Source organism: Steroidobacter agaridevorans, from assembly GCF_009932555.1.
GTDB lineage: Bacteria > Pseudomonadota > Gammaproteobacteria > Steroidobacterales > Steroidobacteraceae > Steroidobacter > Steroidobacter agaridevorans.
This window is the reverse complement of the sequence record NZ_BLJO01000002.1, coordinates 297,975-321,354: the sequence shown is the minus strand read 5'-3', so window position 1 is coordinate 321,354 and position 23,380 is coordinate 297,975. Positions and strand designations below refer to the sequence as shown.

The 23,380-nt window shown below is 61.6% G+C and carries 22 protein-coding genes; 16 read left to right on the top strand and 6 right to left on the bottom strand.

What is annotated here, in order from left to right; all coding sequences use genetic code 11:
• The gene (locus tag GYH35_RS08265; RefSeq protein WP_161828139.1) at positions 1-930 is read left to right on the top strand and encodes a LysR family transcriptional regulator; all 930 of its coding nucleotides are present in this window, start codon (positions 1-3) and stop codon (positions 928-930) included.
• Positions 931-932: 2 nt separating this feature from the next.
• Here GYH35_RS08265 and GYH35_RS08260 read toward each other — a convergent pair whose 3' ends face one another.
• Together GYH35_RS08260 and GYH35_RS08255 are read right to left on the bottom strand one after the other, a co-directional pair.
• The gene (locus GYH35_RS08260) at positions 933-1,334 is read right to left on the bottom strand and encodes a DCC1-like thiol-disulfide oxidoreductase family protein (RefSeq protein ID WP_161815022.1); all 402 of its coding nucleotides are present in this window, start codon (positions 1,332-1,334) and stop codon (positions 933-935) included.
• Positions 1,334-1,492, bottom strand: a complete 159-nt coding sequence (locus GYH35_RS08255; protein WP_161815023.1) for a hypothetical protein — start codon at positions 1,490-1,492, stop codon at positions 1,334-1,336. The genes GYH35_RS08260 and GYH35_RS08255 overlap by 1 nt, the downstream gene beginning before the upstream one ends.
• Positions 1,493-1,731: 239 nt before the next feature.
• On the opposite strand from GYH35_RS08255, the gene GYH35_RS08250 reads away from it, so the two are divergent.
• Positions 1,732-3,237 (top strand): thiol-disulfide oxidoreductase, encoded by a 1,506-nt coding sequence (locus tag GYH35_RS08250; RefSeq protein WP_161828138.1) that lies wholly within the window; start codon positions 1,732-1,734, stop codon positions 3,235-3,237.
• Here GYH35_RS08250 and GYH35_RS08245 read toward each other — a convergent pair.
• A complete protein-coding gene (locus GYH35_RS08245) occupies positions 3,234-3,866 on the bottom strand; it encodes a LysE family translocator (protein WP_161815025.1) in 633 nt (210 codons plus the stop codon). The two genes, GYH35_RS08250 and GYH35_RS08245, sit on opposite strands and share 4 nt — an antisense overlap.
• A 205-nt stretch (positions 3,867-4,071) precedes the next feature.
• Between GYH35_RS08245 and GYH35_RS08240 the strand changes: the two genes are divergently transcribed.
• The 3 genes from GYH35_RS08240 (at position 4,072) to GYH35_RS08230 (ending at position 7,089) form a co-directional block, all read left to right on the top strand.
• The gene (locus tag GYH35_RS08240) at positions 4,072-4,212 is read left to right on the top strand and encodes a hypothetical protein (protein ID WP_161828137.1); all 141 of its coding nucleotides are present in this window, start codon (positions 4,072-4,074) and stop codon (positions 4,210-4,212) included.
• 312 nt (positions 4,213-4,524) lie between these two features.
• Positions 4,525-5,349: a formate/nitrite transporter family protein gene (locus GYH35_RS08235; RefSeq protein ID WP_161815027.1), complete on the top strand. Its 825-nt coding sequence runs from the start codon at positions 4,525-4,527 to the stop codon at positions 5,347-5,349.
• A gap of 9 nt (positions 5,350-5,358) precedes the next feature.
• Positions 5,359-7,089 carry a bifunctional protein-serine/threonine kinase/phosphatase gene (locus tag GYH35_RS08230; RefSeq protein WP_161828136.1) on the top strand — a complete coding sequence of 577 codons (1,731 nt, stop codon included), beginning with the start codon at positions 5,359-5,361 and terminating at the stop codon, positions 7,087-7,089.
• A 260-nt stretch (positions 7,090-7,349) separates the two neighbouring features.
• Here GYH35_RS08230 and GYH35_RS08225 read toward each other — a convergent pair whose 3' ends face one another.
• Entirely contained in the window at positions 7,350-7,511 is a 162-nt protein-coding gene (locus GYH35_RS08225; protein WP_161828135.1) for a hypothetical protein, read from the bottom strand.
• Positions 7,512-7,782: 271 nt separating this feature from the next.
• Positions 7,783-8,430: a VTT domain-containing protein gene (locus GYH35_RS08220; protein WP_161828134.1), complete on the bottom strand. Its 648-nt coding sequence runs from the start codon at positions 8,428-8,430 to the stop codon at positions 7,783-7,785.
• Positions 8,431-8,511: 81 nt separating this feature from the next.
• Between GYH35_RS08220 and GYH35_RS08215 the strand changes: the two genes are divergently transcribed.
• The 8 genes from GYH35_RS08215 (at position 8,512) to glcF (ending at position 20,094) form a co-directional block, all read left to right on the top strand.
• Positions 8,512-11,133, top strand: coding sequence for a DUF7133 domain-containing protein (locus GYH35_RS08215; RefSeq protein WP_161828133.1), 2,622 nt, complete (start codon positions 8,512-8,514; stop codon positions 11,131-11,133).
• Positions 11,134-11,199: 66 nt separating this feature from the next.
• Positions 11,200-12,045 carry an ABC transporter ATP-binding protein gene (locus GYH35_RS08210; RefSeq protein WP_161828132.1) on the top strand — a complete coding sequence of 282 codons (846 nt, stop codon included), beginning with the start codon at positions 11,200-11,202 and terminating at the stop codon, positions 12,043-12,045.
• Positions 12,042-13,439 carry an ABC transporter permease gene (locus GYH35_RS08205; RefSeq protein WP_161815049.1) on the top strand — a complete coding sequence of 466 codons (1,398 nt, stop codon included), beginning with the start codon at positions 12,042-12,044 and terminating at the stop codon, positions 13,437-13,439. The genes GYH35_RS08210 and GYH35_RS08205 overlap by 4 nt, the downstream gene beginning before the upstream one ends.
• A 61-nt stretch (positions 13,440-13,500) precedes the next feature.
• Positions 13,501-15,285: an IlvD/Edd family dehydratase gene (locus tag GYH35_RS08200; RefSeq protein WP_161815050.1), complete on the top strand. Its 1,785-nt coding sequence runs from the start codon at positions 13,501-13,503 to the stop codon at positions 15,283-15,285.
• A 73-nt stretch (positions 15,286-15,358) separates the two neighbouring features.
• Positions 15,359-16,093, top strand: a complete 735-nt coding sequence (locus GYH35_RS08195) for a GntR family transcriptional regulator (RefSeq protein WP_161815051.1) — start codon at positions 15,359-15,361, stop codon at positions 16,091-16,093.
• 41 nt (positions 16,094-16,134) lie between these two features.
• The gene (locus GYH35_RS08190) at positions 16,135-17,628 is read left to right on the top strand and encodes an FAD-linked oxidase C-terminal domain-containing protein (RefSeq protein ID WP_161828131.1); all 1,494 of its coding nucleotides are present in this window, start codon (positions 16,135-16,137) and stop codon (positions 17,626-17,628) included.
• Complete coding sequence (locus GYH35_RS08185) at positions 17,625-18,803, top strand: FAD-binding protein (RefSeq protein WP_161828130.1); 1,179 nt, start codon at positions 17,625-17,627, stop codon at positions 18,801-18,803. Before GYH35_RS08190 ends, GYH35_RS08185 begins: the two co-directional genes overlap by 4 nt.
• Positions 18,793-20,094 carry a glycolate oxidase subunit GlcF gene (glcF, locus tag GYH35_RS08180; protein ID WP_161815054.1) on the top strand — a complete coding sequence of 434 codons (1,302 nt, stop codon included), beginning with the start codon at positions 18,793-18,795 and terminating at the stop codon, positions 20,092-20,094. The genes GYH35_RS08185 and glcF overlap by 11 nt, the downstream gene beginning before the upstream one ends.
• A 3-nt stretch (positions 20,095-20,097) precedes the next feature.
• Here the strand turns inward: glcF and GYH35_RS08175 are convergent, their stop codons facing one another.
• Positions 20,098-20,853, bottom strand: coding sequence for an SDR family NAD(P)-dependent oxidoreductase (locus GYH35_RS08175; RefSeq protein ID WP_161815055.1), 756 nt, complete (start codon positions 20,851-20,853; stop codon positions 20,098-20,100).
• Positions 20,854-21,077: 224 nt separating this feature from the next.
• On the opposite strand from GYH35_RS08175, the gene GYH35_RS08170 reads away from it, so the two are divergent.
• The 3 genes from GYH35_RS08170 to GYH35_RS08160 all read left to right on the top strand — a co-directional run.
• Entirely contained in the window at positions 21,078-21,920 is an 843-nt protein-coding gene (locus GYH35_RS08170; RefSeq protein ID WP_161815056.1) for an SDR family NAD(P)-dependent oxidoreductase, read from the top strand.
• 18 nt (positions 21,921-21,938) lie between these two features.
• Positions 21,939-22,676, top strand: coding sequence for an SDR family oxidoreductase (locus tag GYH35_RS08165; RefSeq protein ID WP_161815057.1), 738 nt, complete (start codon positions 21,939-21,941; stop codon positions 22,674-22,676).
• A 66-nt stretch (positions 22,677-22,742) separates the two neighbouring features.
• The coding region (locus GYH35_RS08160; protein ID WP_161828129.1) for a TonB-dependent receptor plug domain-containing protein at positions 22,743-23,380 on the top strand (638 nt) is incomplete at its 3' end.

Below are 23,380 nucleotides of genomic sequence, written 5' to 3'. Positions count from 1 at the left end.
ATGACACTCGAAGATCTCCGCATCCTGGTCGCGGCCTGCGAGGCCGGCAGCATGAGCTCCCTGGCGCGCGAGCTGCAGCGAACCCAGAGCTCCATCAGTCAGCACATCGCACGGCTGGAAGCCGAGCTCGGCATTCGATTGTTCGAACGGCATGCCCGCGGCGTGCAGCCGACTGCCGCCGGCAAGATCCTCAAGGACTTCGCGCTGGAAGGACTGGATGCGATCGAGGTCGGGCTGCAACGGGTGCGAGCGTTACAGCACGGCGAGTCCGATACGCTGACCATCACCACCGGCGGCACCACTGTGCGTCACTTCATGCGTCATGCGGTAGTGAGATTCAGAAAAGAACACCCCGGCGTCAACCTGCGATTTCTGCCAGCCAGCTCGACCCGACGCTGTTTCGAGATCCTGCGGCTCAATCAAGCGGATCTGGGTTTTGTCACAACTGGCGAGCCGGCGCGCGGCATCAACGAGAAGACCATCGCCAAGCAGCGCATGTTTCTTCTGACGACCAAGGACGATGAGTTGTCGCGTCGGCGCAAGTTGCGGTTGCAGGATCTCAAGGGCATTCGTTACCTGGGGCTGGCTGGTGGCACGACCCATCACAGCGCCATCGAACAGGCCGCCGCACAACGCGGCGTGGAGCTGAAGGCCGAAGTTGTATTCGACGATTTCGACACCGCGAAGCTGTTCGTCGAGCTGGGCCTGGGGCAGGCCATCGTGCCGGCCGTGCACGCCTATAACTTCGAGCGCAGCGGCTCGGTAAAGGCGGTGCCGATCACCGATCTGCCGTCCGTCGCCATCGGCTGGGCGTTCCGGCATTGGCACCACCTCTCGCCAGCCGCGCGAGAGTTCGTGGCGATCACCAACCAGGAGATCGGCAAGCTCCACAATGTGCCGGGATTGGAATTGTCGGCAGCGATCCGCTGAAGTCAGCCGTCGTGGGAAGCGGGCGAGGGATCCAGTCGCGACCGGCCGAGCAGCTTCAAGGTGAAGTTTCTCCCCGCGCGCAGGATGGGATAGGCGAAGCGCGAAAAGGCCCGCGAGCGAAACACGATTGAGTTGATCCGATTGAACCAGCCGGCCGACGTCGTCAGCAGCGCCAGCGCATGGATGCAATCGGCGCCATGGTAGTAGCGACCGTTCAGCTTCAGCACCATGCCTTCGTCCACGTCATGACCGAGCCGTCGCACTTCTTCGACCAGTGCCGGATGCTCGCGTGCATTCGCCAGCATCACTGGCCCCACCGCTGCGCGCAGGCGGACATGAACGACGTAACGCGAGCAGAAGGGGCACTCGCCATCGTAGAGCAGCCAGTTGGCCGACGGTTCCATCAGTCGGTGCGCCTGCCGGTGGCGGAGGAAGAATTGTCCGGGCACTCGGAGTAGAAATTACAACCGCTCAGCACGGGCAGGTTGCGCAAAGCGTCGTACGCACCGGCGAGCGCCAGGGCGGCAAGAAAATAAAGCGCCAATTTACGGCGTGTGAGCATGCCTTCGGTACCTGTTGAACTCGCACCGATAGTACTTCAACGGGATGTGACATTCATTAGCACTGCGCATATGCCGTATTTACACGACGGCACGCTTTTCGCTTCAGTCTTCCGTGCGCGGCGCGGTGGCGCTGGTTGGTGACAGGTGGCGCCGAGGCAAGGCCGCTGGCACACTCGGCCCACTTCAAAACAGCGCTCGATCAGAAACAAACATAGGGTAGAGGAGGGGACACAGGAGCATGAGCGCTCAAGCGGATCGTTCCGTTCACGGGTTCTGGGACAATTTCTGGCGTCAGTTGCGCCCATCGATGAGTGAAGCGACGGAACGGGTCTCTGCCGATGGCTTGATTGCGTTTTCGCCCGTGTGGGCCGCCGCGGCTATTTTCAGCCTCGCCGGCGATCGCGGCATGCTGCTATTCCGCGACGGTCCGTTGCTCGGACTCATGAGCTGGGCCGCGATCTCGGTCGCACTCCTGTTGATCTGGCGTCCGCGTTGGACCCCTCTGCTGGTGCTTCTGGCAGGCGTGATGGCGACGCGCTACGCCATCGCCATGCCCGTCGCCGGCAACAACAAAATGATCGCCGCGTTCATGAACGCAGGCATTCTCGCGATCTGTGCACATGCCGTCCTGCGCTATGGCAACTCGGCGCAGATGCGAGAAAACATCTACGAGAACATGCGTGTAGTAGCGCGGGCGCTGCTGGCCGTCATGTATTTCTACGGCATCTTCCACAAGATCAACTCGGACTTTCTCGATCCACGGGTCAGCTGCGCCGTTGCGTTGTACATGCCGCTGGCCGATGGCTTCGGCTTGCAGAACAGCCTCACCGGCAAGTATCTCGCCATCTGGAGCACGTTCATCGTCGAGGCGATCGCCATCGTCTCGCTGTATTGGAAGCGCTGGTTCGCGGTCGGCCTGCTGCTGGCGCTGATGTTTCATTTCGTGATCCCGATCTCCGTGTACTCGTGGTACATGGATTTCTCGAGCTTGGTGCTGGCGCTCTATATCCTGTCTGTGCCGCGTGAAGTCAGCGAACGGTTCTACGACAGCTGCGCGCGATTGTTCCGGCTACTGCGCGACCGCTTCGGCCTGCTGGGTCAGGCATTGCCGTTTGGTGTCGTAATTGGCGGCGCGGTGACGCTGGTCGGCGTTCTTTCGGTATTCAGCCGCCAGGCGAGCATTCCGCCCTCGCACGCTTACCAATCGGTGTGGGTGCTGATGTGGGTCGTGTACGGTGGCTTGACCATGCTGTTGCTGGCGGATGCGGCCATCAATCATCTGCCATGGCGTGGAACGGTCGGGCCGCAGCGGCCGATGTGGCTGTATGCCGTGCCGGCGACGCTATTTATCGTATGCACGGCGCCTTATCTCGGGCTGCGCACGGAGGCGTCCATCGCCATGTTCAGCAATCTGCACACGGAGGCGGGTGTGTCGAATCATCTGGTGATCACGCAGCCGCTGGCGCTGTTTCCGTACCAGAGCGACGTCGCGATGATCAAGGCGTCCTCGGACCCTGACCTGCAGCACTTCGCGGATCGAAACCAGGGCCTGGTGATGTTCTCGCTCAAGGAGCGTCTGAGAAAGAAGCCCGAGCAGTGGGTCACCTACGAACTGAATGGCGTTCGCTACGAGAAGGCGACCGCTCACTCACTGGGCGCGTTCACCCACGCGAGCTTCTGGGAGCGCAAGCTGCTCATCTTCAAGCACGTGGACTTTGCGCGCCCGAAGGTGTGCACGCACTAGCGTCGGGATTCGACGGCCATTCTCACGGCAAGCCCGGCCAGCACAGTGCCCATCAGCCATCGCTGGATCACCTGCCATGACGGTCGCGAAGCAAAGAAGAGAGCGACGCTGCCTGCCATGAAAACGATCATTGCGTTGACGCTCACACTGATCGTGATTTGCGTGAGCCCCAGCACCAGCGACTGAACCCACACACTGCCGTGCTCGGGCTGAATGAATTGAGGCAGCAGGGACACATAGAGAATCGCAATCTTCGGATTAAGCAAGCTGGTGAAGAGGCCCATGCCGAACAATCGACGCGGACTGTCCTCGGGCAGATCCCGCACCTGAAACGGCGACCGGCCACCCGGCTTGACCGCCTGCCACGCCAGATACAGTAAATAGATCGCGCCGGCGATGCGAAGCGCATCGTACGCGAGCGGCACCGACAGGAAGATCGCAGTGATACCTGCCGCCGCGCAGAGCAGATAAACCACGAAGCCCAGTGCGATGCCCCCAAGCGAGATCAATCCGGCCATGCGCCCCTGGCAAATCGCGCGTGAGACCAGATAAATCATGTTCGGTCCCGGTGTGAGCACCATGGCGAGCGCCACGAGCGCGAACTGGAGATGATTGCTCAGCGTGGGCATCGGCGAGTCCTTCTGGCCGGAGAATGAGTCATCTTACGATGGTGTGGGAGTCGCGCGCGAGTTCGCGAGCTGTATCGCAAATTCAAGCGTCTTACTGTGCTCCCACATAGAGAGCATCAATCGGCGCCGGGGACAGAATCGATTAGAGCCTCGCTCGCCACCTGGTTAGTCTTGGCTCACGTCTCCTCGAATTCATTGGATTGATATGTTCGCCAAGCATCCCCTCCGTTCCGGTTTCCGCGCCCTCGCCGCGACGGCCATCGTCGCCGGAGCCGTGATGAATCTCGCCACGCCCGACTCCGCCTCCGCTGAGCACGGGAGCAGGGTGGTCGCGGCGGCGATCTAAACTATCGCGACACCTCTTCGCGACGTCCAAAGCTCTGCAAAAGGGCAGCGAGCCACATCGACCGCACCGTAACGGCGCATGAGCGCCGCATTTAAGCCCACAAAAAGCGACTTCGGGCACTGGCATATCTCTTGCTGCACAGGCTCGTTCGATCCAACGACGGGTCGGCAAGGCACTGCTGCCATAGCGGGCAATTCTCCTTCCCGCTGAACACTCGCGCGGTCCACTACGCGCTCGAGATCCCATTGAAGCTCATGCCCGAACGGCCCGGTTCCGAACGGGTCGTGCTCACATTCAAGAGGCAATAGAACAATGTCTTATCTGGCACCGTCGGAATTCGTGACCAAGATGGTCGATGCGGGCGAATCGAAAGTATTCATGTCGACGCGGGATACGTTGATCCGCGCGTATATGGCCGGCGCCATTCTCGCATTGGCCGCGGTGTTCGCAGTCGCGGTCACTCAGCAGACCGGTTATCCGATCATCGGCGCGATTTTGTTTCCTGTCGGCTTCTGCATGCTCTACTTGCTCGGTTTCGACCTGCTGACCGGCGTGTTCGTGCTGTCGCCGCTTGCGCTGATCGACAAGCGACCGGGTGTGACGCTGGGCGGCGTGCTCAAGAACTGGGGCTTGGTTTTCACCGGCAACCTGGCCGGCGCGGTCACGGTCGCGATCATGATGGCGATCGTCTTCACTTTTGGTTTTTCCACTGAGCCGAATGCCGTGGGCAAGGTCATCGCCGGCATCGGCGAGTCGCGCACGCTTGGCTATAAAGAGTATGGCGCGGCAGGCATGCTCACGCTGTTCGTTCGAGGCGTGCTGTGCAACTGGATGGTCTCCACCGGTGTCGTGGGCGCGATGATTTCAACATCGGTCGGCGGCAAGGTGATCGCCATGTGGATGCCCATCATGGTGTTCTTCGCCATGACGTTCGAACATTCCGTGGTGAATATGTTTCTGTTCCCGTCGGCGCTGATCATGGGCGGCAATTTCTCGGTCATGGACTACATCGTCTGGAACGAGATTCCGACGGTCATCGGCAACCTGGTCGGCGGCTTGTCGTTCACCGGACTGACGCTGTATTCGACGCACTTGCGCACGGCGCCGAAGAAGCAGGCGTTCCCGCGTGCCGCGTAATTGGATCTGATGCTGCCCGTTCGACTGAAGATCTCTTTAGGGCAGCATTCCGACCGGGGCCGCAAGGAGATCAACCAGGACTTTCACGGCGCGTGCATTCCCGACGAGCCGCAACTGACCGCCAAAGGCATCGCAGTCGCATTGGCCGACGGCGTCAGCAGCAGCAATGTCAGTCAGATCGCCAGCGAGGCGACCGTGAAAGGCTTCCTGGAGGATTACTACTGCACCTCACCGGCCTGGTCGGTGCGGCAGTCCGCGCAACGCGTGTTGATGGCGATCAACTCCTGGCTCTACGCGCAAACGCGTCAGAGCCAGTATCGCTACGATCAGGACCGCGGCTACGTGTGCACGCTGAGCGCGCTGGTCATCAAGTCCACGACGGCGCATATCTTTCACGTCGGCGATTCCAGAATCTATCGACTGCGGGATCGATCGCTCGAGCAGCTCACCCAGGATCACCGTCTCTGGATCTCTCGCGAGAAAAGCTATCTCGGTCGCGCGCTGGGCGTGAATCCACAGCTCGAGATCGATTATTCGGCGGCGGGCGTGGGGCAGGGCGACGTTCTCATTCTGGCCACGGATGGCATTCACGAGTACGTTGACCCCAAGGTCATCATCGATGTTTTGTCCGAGCACCCTGATGATCTCGATAGAGCTGCGAAATCCATCGCCGACAAGGCGCTCGAGCACGGCAGCGACGACAATCTCACTATCCAGCTGGTGCGCGTCGATGCAGTTCCCCAGGCGGAAGCAGGCGAGATCCATCACCAGCTCAGCGAGCTGCCTTTGCCGCCGGAACTTGCGCCGAGGATGGAGTTCGACGGTTATAGAATCATTCGCAGCATCCGGATCAGCAGTCGCAGTCACGTGCATCTCGCCACGGATCTCACCGCGCCTGATGCCCCTGCGGTGGTCATCAAGACGCCATCCGTGGATCTGCGCGGCGATCCAGCCTATTTGGAACGATTTCTGCTCGAGGATTGGATCGCACGTCGTATCGACAGCCCACATGTCGTGCGAGCCTGCGCGCCAACGCGCAAGCGCAACTATCTGTATACGGTCACTGAGTTCATCGACGGTCAGACGCTGACGCAATGGATGATTGATAATCCCAAGCCGAAACTGAGCACCGTGCGAGGCATCGTCCAGCAGATCGCCAAGGGTTTGCAGGCGTTCCATCGATTGGAAATGCTGCATCAGGATCTGCGGCCGGAAAACATCATGATCGACGCCACTGGCACGGTGAAGATCATGGACTTTGGATCCACACGGGTTGCTGGCATCGTCGAGAACGCCGCGTCGGTACAGAATCTACCGGCCGGCACGGCTCAATACACGGCGCCGGAATACTTTCTTGGCGACGCCGGCACGTCACGCTCGGATTTGTTTTCTCTGGGCGTCATTACGTATCAAATGCTGACGGGACGCTTGTCATTCGGCACTGACGTCGCCCAGGCAACCACCAAGGCCGCGCAACGACGCTTGATGTATCGATCGCTGCTGGATGATGAGCGCGATGTACCAGCGTGGATCGACGAGACGCTAAAGAGAGCCACGCATCCAGATCCGGTCCGGCGCTATCAGGAGCTGTCGGAGTTCGTGTACGACCTGAGCCGTCCCAACGAAGCCTATCTACGAAGAAACCGGCAGCCGTTGTTGGAGCGACATCCGGTGATGTTCTGGAAGACGATTAGCGCCATCCTGACGCTGATCGTCATCGTACTGCTAGCGTTCCGCTAGCGCCACCAAAGCCTTTCCCGGAAGCCGGCAAGCGACTGAGGTCGACCCCGAATTGCTACCTCTCAAGGGCGCATAATGCATATTATGTAATCTCAAAGATGCAGCTCGTATGAGCTTCCGAAGCCTTGCCGTACACCTGTGGCTTCAGCGAACGACTGAACCGCCAGCACCTCTGGCCCCTTGATCGACGTTGATGATCGTCAAGTCCATTCGACGTTCGCCGTGCAAGCGACGGATTCGATTCACCGGCGGCAAAAACTTCAGTCACTGCCGTACTCACGGCACACGGCCGGAGAATCCTGCAGAATCGGCTTCACGGCTACATCGTTCCAGGCCGAGCCATTCGCGAGTTGAAGCCGTTCCACCACCAGCAACGACAGCATCGTGTAATGGTCTTTGGTGGGTTTGTCGAGCTTGACCATCCAGCACCTGCGCGCGTCTTGATGCAGACGGCCGCTATGCCAACCGCCCTCGATCGAACTTGAGGTGATGCGAATTATTCCACCACTCGTGAGACGTGACTCAGCGTAAGCAGTGACCGTCAATGCGATTGCCAACGATAGGGTCGAGAGAAGTAGTTTCATGTCGGGACGATCTCCAATGCAGTTGTCGATGAGCCCGCAGGCAATGGAGACATTGTGTGGATCGGCGCAGCGCCAAATCCATTGGCCGGAGGAGCCAGACTGCTCGCCGTCATGGAAGCCGAGCTTCGACCTTCCCTGCCTCTTTCAGTCGAGACCGGAACAGACTCAATGCAGTCGCGATGCCGATGATCGCGATGAGCGCGACTAGCAGCATCCGATTCGTGGCGGCGGATGAGCCGAGGATGCTGTAGACGATCGCGATGGGAAAATTGCCGAGAGCCGCACCCAGCAGAAATCTGCCCCACTCCATACCGGAAGCGCCCGCCAGTACTGCGACCGTTTCCGCAACCACTGGAATGGGTCGCGTGGCGATGACCGTAACCACGCCGAATCGGTTCAAGTAGCTTTGCAGCTGCGCTGAGGTCGCGTTGCCGCCGATCCGCGCAAACAGGACGGACCCTTTCCGTCCAATCCAGAACGCCAGCGCCGCGCCGCCCATGGTTCCAAAGAAGCCCGCCGCTGCACCCAATACCTTGCCGAGCAGCGCACCGAGTGCAATGAGCAGGAGACTCGAAGGGGCTGGCAACACCGCATCTGCTATCAGCAGAGCCACACAGGCAACGGCGGCGATGGTCGAATCGAGATCGGCAAGCCACGCGGTGTCGATCAACACGTCGATCCGTAACCAGCAGGCGAGTGCAAATAGCAGCAGGAAGATGGCCGCAGTGAGAGTGCCTGCGAAAGCAATTTTCAACACTCGACCTCCTCGCCCGGTCAGGTGTATATAGAATACAGATATCATTCAAGCTTCGCACGCGGCCGGGGGACTTCCTTGAACATGCAGCCACGACCTGGAATTTGGGCGGGGATTACTGGCGCTGCCCTGTGGGCGGCGGTCACTGCCGCGGCCCTGATCGTGCTTTTCATGGCCATCGTGCAAACGGCCGGCGCCAAACCACTCACGTCCGTCGCCAATCGGCCGTGGCCGGCGCCGGTGACGAAAGACGAGCCCGAGGTATCGCCACCGCTGCCCCCGGAAGAGGCAATCAAGACCTTCCACATGGCGCCCGGTTACCGCCTGGAACTGGTCGCCGCCGAGCCGCTCACTCGCGATCCGATCCTATTGGAGTTCGACAGCGACGGTCGCGCCTGGGTGGTGGAACTGCACGCCTTCTCCATCAACGAGCGCATGGACAACTCATTCGAGCCGATCAATGAGGTGGTCATCCTGGAAGACTCGAACGATGACCGCGTGTTCGACAAGCGCACCGTCTTCATGGACAAGCTCATCATGCCGCGTGCCATGAAGGTGCTCGATAACAACTGCGCCCTCATTGGCGAACCTCCCAATCTCTGGAAGGCGTGCGATACCAATGGCGACCTGCGCGCCGATACCAAGGAGCTCATCGACGCCCATTTCTCGACTCAAGGAGTCGTCGAGCACGGCGCCAACGGACTCTACTGGGGCATGGACAACACCTTGGTCGTCTCCGAGCACACCTACAATCTGGAGCTCGAGGACGGCAAGCTGCGGATCGTTCCGACGCTGTCACGGGGCCAATGGGGCGTGACTCAAGACAATGGCGGGCGCATTTATCGTAACGTCAACACCGATCCCCTCTTCGTCGATTACGTGGCGGCCAGGTACTACGTTCGCAATCCGAATGCCGTGCGAACTCGGGGGCTGTACGAATCCCTGGTGAAGCAGGAGGACACCTTGATCTGGCCGGTGCATCCGACTCGCGGCGTCAACCGTGGTTATCGTGCCGAGATCTTTCGAGAGGACGGTTCATCCACGTACTACGGCGGCGTCTCCTCGCCCTTGATCTACCGAGGAAACCGGCTGCCGGAAGAAATTCGCAACCAACCCTTTGTCGTGGACGGTCCCACCAACATCGTTCATCTGCTGAAACTGAAAAATGACAACGGCGAGCTCAGCGCGAGCGACTATTACCCCAAAGGCGAATTCCTCGCCTCGACCGACGTGCGTTTCCGTCCTGTGCAAGTCGTCGGCGGCTGGGATGGCGCGATATATGTCGTCGACATGTATCGTGGCATCTCGCAGGACGGGCCTATTCAGACCGATTATTTGCGCAGTTATAACGCCCGGCGCGGCCTTGCAAAGGGCATCAACTATGGGCGCATTTACCGCGTGGTCCACGAGGGCATGTCGTTCGATGACGAGCCGCGTATGAGTAAACAAACGTCCGCGCAGCTGGTAAAGCATTTGACTCATGCGAACGGCTGGTGGCGAGACACCACGCAGCAGCTGCTGATTCAGCGCGGTGACAAGTCGATCGCGCCCGCACTCACGACGATGGCGGCAGAGTCGCCGGCGCCCTACACACGGCTCCAGGCGCTGTGGACGCTCGATGGCCTCGGCGTGCTCGAAGCCGCGAGCGTAAGCAAAGCGTTGGATGACCGCTCGCCTGATGTTCGCGCGGCCGCGATCCGACTTTCCGAGCGCTGGCTGAGCAATCCCTCCATCCGCACAGCAGTGCTCGAGAAAATCGATGACGGCAATGGATTTGTCCGTCGCCAGCTCACAGCCACGCTGGGAGAGCTGCCAAGGAACGAACGGCTCAAACCGATCATCGCGATGCTACGCAAGTACGGTTCCGACCCGATCCTGGTCGATATCGCGGTGAGCGGCCTGCACGGCCAGGAAAACGAAGCCTTGACGGAATTGACCCGCCAGGCGCCATTCAACTTGGATGCGATCTCAGTCCTTGCGGGAGCGACGGGCCATAGTGGCGATCTCGCTGGCATCCAAGCCACACTGGCGATGGCGACCGACGCTCGGCAGCCCGAGCCTCTCCGCATCGCTTTGCTCAACGGTGTTGCACTGGGCGTGCAAGGCGGCGCGGCCAGCGATGTCGGCCGCGCCGTCGCCGGCGGTCGCGCCGGCAGTGGTATTCCAGGCATGGGCCGTCGTCGCACTGTCACGGCAGGATTGCAGCTGCCGACTGAGCCAGCCGCTCTCATCAAACTGGCCAGCGCTTCAGGGGCGCTCGCCGATGCCGCAAAGTCGCTGGTCGCTTTGGTCACGTGGCCTGGCAAACCAGCGCCTCGCCTCGCCTCACGCACACCGGCGGAAGAAAAACTGTTCGTAGCTGGCAAGCAGGTCTATGCCAACACTTGCGTGGGCTGCCACCTCGCGCAAGGAGAGGGCTCGCCACCTGTCGGCGCGAAGTTGGTGGGCTCCCCCTACGCCAACGCTGACGGCGATGCGATCATCCGCATCCTCATCAACGGTAAGGAAGGTCGGTTGGGTGTCATGCCTCCGCTCGGCGCGGCGATGTCGGATGAGGAAGTCGCCTCGGTGTTGACCTTCATTCGCCAGTCCTGGAGCAATACGGGTACGCCGGTTTCCCCGTCCGCAGTGAAGGAGACGCGGGCGGCCTACGCTCATCGCACGACGCCGTGGAGCGATGATGAGCTGGTGCGCCGTAAACGCTGAGACATGCCCAAGCTTGCTGTCAGGAATCTTTCTAAACGTTACGGCTCGATCCAAGCCGCGTGCGACGTGAGCTTCGAGATCGCGGCCGGCGAGATCTTTGGCTTGCTCGGCCCGAACGGCGCCGGCAAGACCTCGACGCTCGAATCCCTGATCGGCCTCATCCAGCCCGATGCCGGCGAAATCGAAGTCTGCGGCATCGATGCACGCCGCCATCCCCAGGTGGCGAAGGCGCACATCGGCGCAGCGCTGCAATCGACGGGGTTGCAGGACAAGATCACCTCCTGCGAGGCGCTCCGCTTGTTCGCCGACCTCTACGATCGGCGAGTCGATCTGGGCACCCTGCTCGACCGGTTTGGCCTGCGGGACTTTGCCCATGCAAGCTTCGATACGCTCTCGGGAGGTCAGAAGCAGCGACTCGCGCTAGCCCTGGCATTCGTCAACGATCCACAGGTGATCGTTCTCGATGAACCGACGGCAGGCCTGGATCCTCGAATGCGTCGAGAGTTCCACACGCATATCCGTCAGATGAAATCCGAGGGACGTGCCGTGCTCTTGGCCACGCACGATATGGAGGAAGCGGAGCGGCTCTGCGATCGCATGGCAGTGCTGGCGCGGGGCCGCATCATCGCCGCGGGCAAGCCAACCGAACTGATCGCCCGCGCTCGCGACACCACGATGATCTCCGTGCAGACCAGTGCACCTCTCGATCGCCTGCCGCGCCTCGCACACGCGACTGAACTCGTCCTTGACGGCAGTGGCATTCGGTTTGCGACTACCCAAGTCAATGCTGCTCTGGCTGAGCTCGTAGCTGCGCTCGACGCGCAGCGGATCAGCATCGTCTCCTTACGGGGCGAGCGGGCCACCCTGGAAGACGTCATCCTCGAGTTGACTGCCGCGAGCTCGGGCATATGACGGGCTTGCTGCGCCATCTCCTGATCAGCGTGAAGCTCAATTTCCGCAACCCGATGGCGCTGATCTACGGCTATCTGTTCCCGCTGTTGTTTCTTTTCGCCTTCTGGGCCATCTATCGCCATGAGCAACCGCCGCTGATGCGGCACATGGGCGAGATCCTGACCATCACCTTGCTCGGCGGCGCGTGCTTCGGCCTGCCAACGACACTGGTGAGCGAGCGTGAGCGAGGAGTGTGGCGACGGTATCGGCTGGCGCCGACGCCGAGCTGGGCGTTTCTGGTCAGCCTGCTGACCGTTCGCTATTTGCTGTTGCTCACCGCTGGGCTCATTCAACTCGCCCTGGCATGCGCAATCGGCGCGAGCCTGCCTGAGTCATCGTTGAGCTTGCTGCTCGCCTTCACTTTCGCGGCCTTCGCCTTGATGGGTGTCGGGCTCGTGATCGCGATGCTCAGTGACAGCGTCCCAGCCGTGCAGGCCCTGGGCCAATGCGTGTTCCTGCCAATGTTGATCGTCGGTGGGGTCGCCCTGCCGCTATCGAGCCTGCCGGGCTGGGCGCAACACGTCTCCGCACTTTTTCCTGGTCGGTACGCCGTGCAGTCGTTGCAGGCAACGTTCGGCGGGCAGCCGCTCGATACGGTGTCGTTCGACTTGGTGGCGCTGCTCCTCATCGGCCTTGCTGGCCTCCTCGCCGCAGTAAAAATGTTTCGCTGGGAGCCCAGTCACTCTGCATCGGCCGAGGGCAAGCCGTGGATCCTGGTCGTGCTCGGCGTGTGGCTGAGCGTGGGTGTCGCCGCCGAACTCCAAGATCGAATCATCGTCCAGCCCTCGGAGGTGCGGGCGGAGATGGCCGATCCGGTGCGAGAGCCAGACCACTACCTCACGGAAGGTTCGGCGCCGAAGTCCTGGCGCGAGGTCACAGAAGCTGACTTTGCCGAGATCGCCTTCGAGCGCCTGCCACCGGACGACGGCATCGTCGCGCCGATCGCGGCGCTGAGCGATGAGCCGGATCCATACACCCTCGCTCGCCTGGATGAAATTCGCACTGCCCTGCTCGGCTGGACGCCGGCCCAAGTCGAGGATCCCGTGCAACGAGCTCGCAATCTCCTCTTTGTCGCCGCGGTGCCCGATCTCTTGCAGATGGCCGACATCGAACGTTTCTTACCGGCCGTCGTGCTCGGTCGGCTGCGACAGTCGATACCGCCTGCCGATCTGCCCAAAATCCTCTATTGGGTGGCCCTGCATCCGGGACAAGGCGACGACACGGCGATCACAGCCCTGCCCGCGCTGGGGCTGCCGGAGATCAATGGACCCACGCGGCGCGATAGCCGAGGCCGCGTCATGCTGTATGCGTTCAAGTTGCTCGAGCGCGTCACACCTCTGCAAGCACGAAACTGAGGTCCCAAGGGAACGCCGTTACACGCAGACGCAACGGCACTACTGCATATTTTATTCAACTATGAAAAACAGAACGACGCGCTCGAAGCCTCTTCGGTCTCAGGACTGGTTCGCCAACAGCGAGCGCAGCGATATGACGGCCGTCTATCTCGAACGCTTCATGAATTATGGATTGACGCCTCGGGAGCTGCGTTCGGGTCGACCCATCATCGGCATCGCTCAGACCGGCGGCGATCTGACGCCTTGCAATCGCATTCATCTCGAGCTCACGCGACGCGTGCGTGAAGGAATTCGTGACGCGGGCGGCATTGCCATGGAATTCCCGGTGCACCCGATCTTCGAGAATTGCCGCCGTCCGACGGCCGCGCTCGATCGCAACCTCGCCTATCTGGGGCTGGTGGAGATTCTGTATGGCTACCCGCTCGATGGCGTCGTGCTCACGACCGGCTGCGACAAGACGACGCCGAGCGGCATCATGGCAGCCGCCACGGTCGATCTGCCGGCCATCGTGTTATCGGGCGGGCCCATGCTGGATGGCCACTTCGAAGGCGAGACGGTTGGGTCCGGGGCGGTGATCTGGAAAAGTCGCAAGCGGCTTGCCGCCGGCGAGATCGACGAGGAACAGTTCCTCGACGCCGCAGTCGCGTCTGCAAGCTCACTCGGCCACTGCAACACCATGGGTACTGCTTCGACGATGAACGCCGTTGCCGAAGCCCTCGGTCTCTCATTGCCTGGTTGCGCGGCCATCCCTGCCGTGTATCGCGAACGCGCGCAATATGCATACGAGACAGGCCGCCGAATCGTCGACATGGTTCATGAAGATCTCAGACCCTCCGCGGTCCTGACACGAGAGGCATTTCTGGATGCAATCGCAGTGACCAGCGCGATCGGCGGCTCCACCAATGCACAACCTCACATCGCCGCAATGGCGCGCCACGCCGGCGTCGAAATCGCGACCCAGGACTGGCGAGATACGGGATATGCGATCCCCCTGCTCGTCAACATGCAACCCGCCGGTGAGTTCCTGGGCGAGCGCTTCTTCAGAGCCGGAGGTGTGCCTGCGGTGATGTGGGAGTTGGCACGAGCAGGAAAGCTGCACATCGACCGGCTGACAGTGAACGGTCAGTCTCTCGCCGCCAACCTGGAAGGTTGCGAAGCACGTGACCGGGCGGTCATTCGACCCTACGACCAGCCGCTCAAACTCAACGCGGGGCTGCTTCCGCTCAGCGGCAACCTGTTCGATTTTGCGCTCATGAAAGTGAGTGTCATCTCCCCGCAGTTCCGGCGGCGCTACCTCGAGCGGCCCGGCCAGGAAGGCGTGTTCGAAGGCCGAGCCATCGTCTTCGATGGCGGCGAGGACTATCACCGCCGTATCAACGATCCGGCGCTTCAGATCGATGAGCAGTGCATTCTGGTCATGCGCGGCGCCGGCCCCGTCGGTTGGCCCGGATCGGCCGAAGTGGTCAACATGCAGCCGCCCGATGCATTGCTCAAGCGCGGTATTGCCAGCCTTCCCACGATCGGAGACGGCCGACAGTCAGGCACCTCCGACAGCCCGTCGATCGTGCACGCTTCCCCCGAGAGCGCGGCCGGTGGCGGCCTGTCGTGGCTACGCACGGGCGATCGCATCCGAATCGATCTGAATACCGGCCGTTGCGACGCACTGGTGTCGCAGGCGGAGATTGCCGCTCGACAATCCACGGCGGCGCCAAAGCCAGCGCCCAGCCATACGCCTTGGGAAGCGCTCTATCGCGCTCATGTCGGCTCGTTGGAAACGGGGGCCTGCCTGGAGATGGCAACGCAATTTCAGCACATCGGCCGGGTGCCTCCCCGACACAACCATTAGCCTCCGCCCGGGGCTTTTTCAGGCTCCGTGCTGTATATTGTATGGTATCAACGGCACTCAATCATCGATGGATATGGCAACTACGCACGCTGCCGATCTCGAAGCACTTCGCGACCATCCGCCTTCGACGCTCAGGAACCATCTGGTGAAGGTGTTGCGAACGCAGATCATGGACGGCACCTACCAGCCCGGCGAACGTTTGAACGAGAGCAAGATCGCGCGCGAGTTCAATATCAGCCGCATTCCTGTTCGCGAGGCGCTTTCCCAGCTTCAAGACCAGGGCCTGGTAGTAAACCGCGAGCGGCGCGGCATGTTCGTCCTGCAGCTCAGTAACGAGGAGGTGCAGCAGATCAACAGCCTCCGCCTGGTGATCGAAAGCGAAGCATTACGACTCGCCCGCGCACGGATGACGCCGCAGATCCGCGCCGAGTTGGAAGCTTTGGTCGAACAGATGGAACACTGGGATGGTCCGTTGATCGACGCCGCCGCGCTGGACCGGAAGTTTCATGCGGTCATCTGGCGCGCCTCGGGCAACCCGTATCTCGAGCGCACGCTGGACTCCCTGACGACCTCTTTGTTCGCGCACAAAGCACTGGAACACGTCAGCAAGGATATTCGCCGCTGGCGATTGAACCATCATCGGGCCCTGCTCGACCTGGTCACGGGCGCCGACAACAGCGATCCGCAGATGGCGTTGCTGACCCATTTGCGCATGGCCTATACGGAGCCCGAGCGCTTCTCCAGCCTGGCCGCGCCTGCGGCTCCTGCTCCTGCGCAGAAGCCCTCCGCCAAAGCGAAGCGCTCCTGACCGGGACAGCGGCTCGCACGAAGGATCCAGATGAGAGCCGCATGTCACTGACAATGCCGCAACCCGACGATGCGATCCTCGCGCGGCGTGGCGAGATCATCGCGGCCTTGCGAAGGATCGTGCCTGGCGAGGGCGTGATCAGCCAGCCTCACGAGCTGAAGCCCTATGAGACAGACGGCCTGACCGCGTATCGCCAACCTCCGATGGCGGTCGTGCTGCCCGAAACAACGGCGCAGGTATCCGCCGTCATGCGTTATTGCAACGCCCAGGGCGTGAAGGTGGTGCCTCGTGGCGCGGGCACTTCGTTGTCTGGAGGAGCATTGCCGCTCGCGGATGCCGTGCTGCTCGGCCTGAGCAAGTTCTCACGCGTACTCGACGTCGATTATGAGAATCGGCTCGCGGTCGTGCAGCCCGGCGTGACCAACCTCGCGATCACCCGAGCGGTCGAGGAAATGGGCTTTTTCTATGCACCCGACCCGTCGAGCCAGATCGCCTGCTCGATCGGCGGCAACGTCGCCGAGAACGCCGGCGGAGTGCATTGTCTCAAGTACGGTGTCACCACCAACAATGTGCTGGGGGTGGAGCTGGTGATGATGGACGGCGAAATCATCCGCCTCGGCGGCCGCCAACTCGATGCCGCGGGGCTCGATCTGCTCGGAGTCATCGTTGGATCGGAAGGATTGCTCGGCGTGGTAACTGAAGTGACGGTCCGCATCCTTCCACGGCCACAAACCGCGCGCGCGGTTCTGGTTGGCTTTGCGTCGATTCAGAGCGCGGCACAATGCGTTGCCGATGTGATTGGGGAAGGAATCATTCCTGCTGCCATGGAAATGATGGATCGGTCCGCCGTTCACGCCGCGGAAGCATTTGCAAATGTCGGCTATCCACTGGATGTGGAAGCGCTGCTGATCGTCGAGCTGGATGGCCCCCTGGCCGAATGCGACTATCTCATCGGCGAAGTCGAGCGGATTGCGAGAGCCAACGCGGCGGTAACGACCAGGGTGTCGCGTAACGATGCCGAGCGGCTCGCCTTTTGGGCGGGGCGCAAGGCCGCCTTCCCCGCCGTTGGCCGAATTTCACCGGACTATTACTGCATGGATGGAACGATCCCGCGACGCCGCCTGCCCGAGGTTCTGCAGCGAATCGCCGGAATGTCGGCAAGCCATGGCCTGCGAGTGGTCAATGTTTTTCATGCCGGAGATGGCAATCTGCATCCGATGATCCTGTATGACGCCAACCGAGCGGGCGAGCTCGAGCGGGCGGAATCATTCGGCAACGATATTTTACGCCTGTGCGTGGAAGTCGGCGGAGTGCTGACCGGGGAGCACGGTGTCGGTGTCGAAAAACGAGATCTGATGCCGGTCATGTTCAGTGAAATCGATCTTGCTCACCAGCAGCGGATCAAATGCGCCTTCGATCCCGGGCTGCTGCTCAATCCCGGCAAGGTGTTCCCCACACTGCATCGCTGCGCCGAGCTTGGACGAATGCACGTTCATCGTGGCCAGGTGTCATTTCCCGACCTGCCGCGCTTGTGACATCCGTTCTCACGCCAACCACCTCGGATGATTTGTCCGACGCTATCGCCGATGCCGCGCGTAGCGGGACTCGACTTGCTATCGCAGGCGGCGGCAGCAAGACCGAGATCGGCAAACCATCCAATGCCGTGCGGCTCGACATGCGAGGTTTCGCCGGGATCATCGACTATGACCCGCCCGAGCTGGTGCTGACGGTTGGCGCCGGTACTCCGTTGTCCGAGGTCGAGTCGCTCGTAGCCGCGCATGGACAAATGCTCGCGTTCGAGCCCTGGGATCACGGTCCACTGTTTGGCAAGCCCGCCGGAGCTGCGACCATTGGCGGTGTCGTTGCCGCGCGAGTCGCTGGGTCGGGACGGCTGACCCGGGGCGGTGCACGGGATCATCTCTTGCGCTTCGAAGCGATCTCGGGAAAAGGCGAACGTTTCGTCGGCGGAGCGAAAGTCGTCAAGAACGTTACCGGCTATGACCTTCCCAAACTAATGGCAGGCAGCTGGGGCAGGCTCGCAGCGATGACACAGCTGACGCTGAAAGTTCTGCCCAGGCCGCGTGCGAGCGCGACGATGGTGATCTACGGGTTATCGCCTGTTCGAGCTCATGCCGCCATGGCGCGGGCGATGAGCAGCCACGCAGAAGTTTCGGCGGCGGCGCATATCCCAAAGGTGAGTGGCGCCGAACGATCGACGACCGCGCTGTGCATTCAGGGCTTCGAGCCGTCGGTTGCCGCCCGCTGCGCATTGCTGGTCGATGTCTTGCGCGACCATGGCACGCTCCACACGCTGCCCGCCGCCGAAGCGGAATCGTTCTGGCGAGCGGTGCGCGAAGTCACCCCCTTGGCGAGCAGCAAAACTCTGTGGCGAATCGATGTGGCTCCTTCCACAGGGCCGGCGATCGTCGACGCCTTCGAATCGCTCGGTGCGCGCTGGCTGTTCGACTGGGCAGGAGGATTGATCTGGCTGGCCTTCGATGGCGATGCCGGACGGGTTCGGCCGGCGGCCGAACGAGCCGGGGGCCACGCCATGCTCGTGCGCGCTCCGGAAGCGATGCGCACCGTTGTTCCGGCACACCATCCTCGCGTACCCGCTGTAGCAGCGCTGGAGTTTCGGGTGCGTCGCGCGTTCGATCCGCACGGAATATTCGAGACCGGGCGCTTCCTGGACGAAAGCAATGCAGACTGAATTCACGGCCGAGCAACTCGGCGATCCTGCCCTGGCCTCTGCCGAAGCGGTCATTCGCAAATGCGTGCATTGCGGCTTCTGTACCGCGACCTGCCCCACCTATGTGCTGCTCGGGGATGAATTGGACAGTCCGCGCGGGCGGATTTATCTCATGAAGGACATGCTCGAGAACGAGCGCGAGCCCAGCGCCGAGGTGGTCAAACATCTCGATCGCTGTCTCTCTTGCCTGTCGTGCATGACCACCTGCCCGTCGGGCGTGAACTACATGCACCTGGTCGATCATGCGCGAGCCTATATCGAGCGTCGCTATCGGCGGCCACTGCGCGAGAGGCTGTTCCGTGGGCTTCTCGCCTCCGTGCTGCCTCATCCCAAAAGATTTCGGCTCGCGCTTCGACTGGCGCGTCTGGCGCGCCCCCTGACGCCACTGATTGCAAAGGTGCCGCCACTGAAACCGATGGCTGCCATGTTGGCGCTCGCACCCGATGCCATTGCTCCAAAGCCCTCCGATCGATCATCGCCCGCCGCCAGGTCTTCGGCCCGCGTCGCCATCGTGCAGGGCTGCGCCGAGCCGGTGCTCAAGCCGGAAATCCGCGCTGCCACCGTGCGCCTTCTCAACCGCATCGGCTGCGGTGTGATCTTCGCGCGCGGAGAGGTCTGCTGTGGAGCGCTGGTTCATCACATGGGTCGTGAGGACGCGAGCCTGGAAGCCGCGCGGCGCAATGTTGACGCATGGATTCGTGAGATTGAAGACGGTGGGCTGGATGCAATCATTATCACTGCATCGGGCTGCGGGACCACGATCAAGAACTACGGTTTCATGCTGCGCGAAGATGTGGCTTACGCTGACAAGGCGGCACGCGTGTCAGCGCTCGCAAAGGATGTATGCGAGTTTTTAGCGAGCCAAGGGCTACCCGAGGGAGCGCGCAAGGACATTACTGTCGCGTATCACGCTGCCTGCTCGTTGCAGCACGGACAAAAGGTGACGGAGACGCCTAAAAAGCTGCTGGCCCACGTCGGCTACCAGGTCCGGACGCCGAACGAGGCGCACCTCTGCTGTGGATCCGCCGGAACTTACAACATTCTGCAGCCCGACCTCGCGCGCCAGTTGAGAGATCGCAAGCTGACTCACATCGAGCGACTGCAACCGGATGTCATCGCCAGCGGCAACATCGGCTGCGCCATGCAGATCGCGAGCGGCGCCCGCGTTCCCGTCGTGCACACAGTGGAACTGCTCGATTGGGCAACCGGCGGCCCTGTCCCGCCGGCGCTCATCAACTTCAACCGGCGCTGAAACTCACCGCGCCGTCCACCCGCCGTCGATCACGATATCCGTACCCGTCGCGAACCCCGCGTAGTCCGAGCAAAGATAACAAGCGAGCGCACCGATCTCCTCGACGCGCCCCCAACGTCCAACGGGCAGGTTCGCAAGGAACTGGGCGTTGGCCACGGGATCGTTCATCACTGGCGCATTCAGCGGCGTACTGAACGGCCCCGGACTGAGCGCGTTGACGGTGATCCCCTGCCCCGCCAGCTCGAGCGCGAGCGCTCGGGTCAGCCCCAACAATGCCGACTTGCCTGAAGAATATGCGGTGCGTCCCGGCAACGACACGTGCGACAGCATCGAAGCCAGGTTGATGATGCGGCCATAGCCCGAGCCCATCATGCCGGGCACGAACGCGCGACACGCCAGGAACGTGCTGATGAGGCTCGAATCGACGACGCTTCTGAACTCCTCCAGGGTGAACTCGATCAGGTTCTTGCGCAGGTTGGTGCCGGCGCTATTGATCAGGATCTGCGGCTTCGGGAACCGCTCGTTCACCGCCGCGGCGAGTCTCGCGACATCGGCTTCGTCGACCAGGTTCGCGGTGAAGTACGCAACCGTGCCGCCCTTCGCCGACAGCTGATCCGCCAGCGCCCGCAGCTTGGCTTCATTGCGCGCTACCAGTGCGATCTGCGCGCCGGCCTCGCTAAGCGCGTGCGCCATCGCCTCCCCAAGCCCGCCGCTGGCGCCGGCGATGACAGCGGTCTTGCCCGTCAAGTCGATTTTCAAGGCGTTACCCTCTTCAGAAGCTTTGCTGTGGACTGAGTCGTCGCGACCCGATAGAGTCGCCATAACTGTATACTAAATTCAGCCATCGACCAATTAAATGGATTATCAAAATATTGAGGAGACAACATTGCGGCGCTCTAAGGTCAGTAATGCCGCTTCAGTCTTGCTACAACTGTATATTAAATACTATTATCGTTCAGACCCAGCCCAAGGACAGTACTCATATGGTCGTCACGCCGTCCTCTCGCGGTACCCACGGATCATCCCTGCCGTTGCACGGCCAGGTTGCCTTCGTAACGGGATCCGGCCGCGGCTTGGGCCGCACGATTGCAGAGAAACTGATGTCTCTCGGGGCTGACATCGTGCTGCATGACATATCCGAAGAAGCGCCAGCCCGCTTCGGCGAAGTCGAGAGCCTGTCGGCGCTGGCGAAACTGCTGAAAGCCGGAGGCGCCAACACTGCCGCCGTCACCGGAGACATTACTGACAGCGCCGCAGTCGAACGGATGGTCATGGCCGCGCAAGAGCAGCTCGGTCCCGTGTCGGTCTTGGTGAATTGCGCCGGCGGCGACATCGGCGCGGACGGCAACAAGCCCAACCCTTCGACGCCGACGAACTTCAAGCTCGAAGACGTTCATGCCGTGCTCAACCGCAATCTCATCGGCACGATGCTGATGAGCCGGGCAATTGCGCCAGGCATGATGAAACGAGAAGCAGGCTCGATCATCAATGTCGCTTCCATTCTCGCTCACCAGGGCAGCGCCATTGAAATCGGTTATGCGTGCGCCAAGGCAGCCATTGCCCATTACACCCGCTGCCTCGCACTCGAGCTGCGAACCTCGGGCGTCCGTGCGAATGTCGTGAGCCCCGGCCCAGCCAAGACCGCACGTTTCCTGGCGACTCGGACCACCGATCCGGCAATGCTTGAAGATGGCCCCTCGCTGCAACGTTACGCGGCTCCCGCGGAAATCGCCGATGCGGTCAGCTTTTTCGCCGGACCCGACAGCCGCTACGTCTCGGGACAGGTCATGCGAATCGACGGCGCCGCCGGTTTGTATGCGGCGTAAATCATCGAGGGTGCGTACTTGGGCAAGTTAAGCGGCAAGACCTGCGTCGTTACAGCGGGCGCGCAAGGCATCGGTCGAGCGATCGCCGAAGCGTTCAAGCGCGAGGATGGCGACGTTATCGCGGTCGATATGCAACGGCAGGTGCTGCAGGCGTGGGCGACGCCTGCGGGCGTTCGCACTGCCGTTCTCGATGCCACCGACGAGAAGGCGATCGAGCGATGGGCTGTGGAGCTGGGCCCGGTGCAGGTCCTTGTGAATTGCGTCGGCGCCGTTGCGACCGGCACCGTGCTCGATGGCGCCACCCAGGATCTCGAACGCAGTTTTCGCATCAACGTGGTGACGATGGCGTCCATGATCCGAGCGTTCCTGCCAGGAATGCGAGCGCGCCGCGACGGTTCGATCATCAACATCGCCTCGGTCGTTTCCTCGGTCAAGGCTGCGCCCGAACGATTCATTTATGGCACCACCAAGGCGGCCGTCATCGGACTGACGAAATCGGTCGCGCGCGATTTCATCAGCGAGGGCGTGCGCTGTAACTCAATCAGTCCAGGCACCGTTGAAAGCCCTTCGTTGCAAGCGCGGATGGCTGCGCAAGGCGATGTCGAGAAAGCCCGCGCAGCTTTCATCGCTCGCCAGCCGATGGGCCGTCTCGGCACACCCGAAGAGATTGCGGCGGTCGCTACCCTGCTCGCCTCCGATGAAGCGCGCTTCATGACGGGCGAGAACATCATCATCGACGGCGGCATGAGCCTCTGATCGATGTAGCTGTATATTTTATTCACACTAGTGCGCGAGCCAACGCGCACAACTATCGGGGGACAAATGAAACAACGGCAGACTCAGCAGGTCCGCGCGGTGCTTGGTGCGGCGTTTCTCGTGGGCTCGCCTCTGGTGCAGGCTCAATCCGTCAATCTTCCCGCCGACTCGCCCGATAGCCCGGCCGGTGTTGAAATGATCGTCGTCACCGGGTCTCGCATCAGCACGGCCAATGGCTATGAGGCCCCTACTCCGATCACACTGGTCACGAGCGAGGAGTTGCTGAAGAAGGCGCCGGAAAGCATCGCCGCCGGACTCACGAAGCTGCCTCAGTTCGTCGGCACCGCCGGCTCGAACGTCACCAGTTCCCAGGCGGGCACACCGAGTGCCGGCAATTATCTGAACCTGCGCCGGCTGGGCTCGATCGAGACGCTGTTGCTGCTCAATGGACAGCGACTGCCGCCGACGAGCTTCGATGGCACGACCGATGCCAACATCATTCCCCAGGCTCTGATCCAGCGCGTCGACGTCGTTACCGGCGGCGCTTCGGCCGCCTATGGCTCGGATGCGGTCGCGGGCGTGGTCAACTTCATTCTCGATACCAAGTTTGAAGGCATCAAGGGATCCGTCCAAGGCGGCGTCTCCAGTCGCGGCGACAACGAGCAGGAAAAAGTGAGCCTCGCGGCCGGCAAGTTCTTCATGGA

What these genes read in the sequence shown, in the direction of transcription:
- GYH35_RS08265 (WP_161828139.1), top strand. Translation starts at nt 1, where the DNA reads ATGACACTCGAAGATCTCCGCATCCTGGTCGCGGCCTGCGAGGCCGGC.
- GYH35_RS08260 (WP_161815022.1), bottom strand. Translation starts at nt 1,334, where the DNA reads ATGGAACCGTCGGCCAACTGGCTGCTCTACGATGGCGAGTGCCCCTTC.
- GYH35_RS08255 (WP_161815023.1), bottom strand. Translation starts at nt 1,492, where the DNA reads ATGCTCACACGCCGTAAATTGGCGCTTTATTTTCTTGCCGCCCTGGCG.
- GYH35_RS08250 (WP_161828138.1), top strand. Translation starts at nt 1,732, where the DNA reads ATGAGCGCTCAAGCGGATCGTTCCGTTCACGGGTTCTGGGACAATTTC.
- GYH35_RS08245 (WP_161815025.1), bottom strand. Translation starts at nt 3,866, where the DNA reads ATGCCCACGCTGAGCAATCATCTCCAGTTCGCGCTCGTGGCGCTCGCC.
- GYH35_RS08240 (WP_161828137.1), top strand. Translation starts at nt 4,072, where the DNA reads ATGTTCGCCAAGCATCCCCTCCGTTCCGGTTTCCGCGCCCTCGCCGCG.
- GYH35_RS08235 (WP_161815027.1), top strand. Translation starts at nt 4,525, where the DNA reads ATGTCTTATCTGGCACCGTCGGAATTCGTGACCAAGATGGTCGATGCG.
- GYH35_RS08230 (WP_161828136.1), top strand. Translation starts at nt 5,359, where the DNA reads ATGCTGCCCGTTCGACTGAAGATCTCTTTAGGGCAGCATTCCGACCGG.
- GYH35_RS08225 (WP_161828135.1), bottom strand. Translation starts at nt 7,511, where the DNA reads ATGGTCAAGCTCGACAAACCCACCAAAGACCATTACACGATGCTGTCG.
- GYH35_RS08215 (WP_161828133.1), top strand. Translation starts at nt 8,512, where the DNA reads ATGCAGCCACGACCTGGAATTTGGGCGGGGATTACTGGCGCTGCCCTG.
- GYH35_RS08205 (WP_161815049.1), top strand. Translation starts at nt 12,042, where the DNA reads ATGACGGGCTTGCTGCGCCATCTCCTGATCAGCGTGAAGCTCAATTTC.
- GYH35_RS08200 (WP_161815050.1), top strand. Translation starts at nt 13,501, where the DNA reads ATGAAAAACAGAACGACGCGCTCGAAGCCTCTTCGGTCTCAGGACTGG.
- GYH35_RS08195 (WP_161815051.1), top strand. Translation starts at nt 15,359, where the DNA reads ATGGCAACTACGCACGCTGCCGATCTCGAAGCACTTCGCGACCATCCG.
- GYH35_RS08190 (WP_161828131.1), top strand. Translation starts at nt 16,135, where the DNA reads ATGTCACTGACAATGCCGCAACCCGACGATGCGATCCTCGCGCGGCGT.
- glcF (WP_161815054.1), top strand. Translation starts at nt 18,793, where the DNA reads ATGCAGACTGAATTCACGGCCGAGCAACTCGGCGATCCTGCCCTGGCC.
- GYH35_RS08170 (WP_161815056.1), top strand. Translation starts at nt 21,078, where the DNA reads ATGGTCGTCACGCCGTCCTCTCGCGGTACCCACGGATCATCCCTGCCG.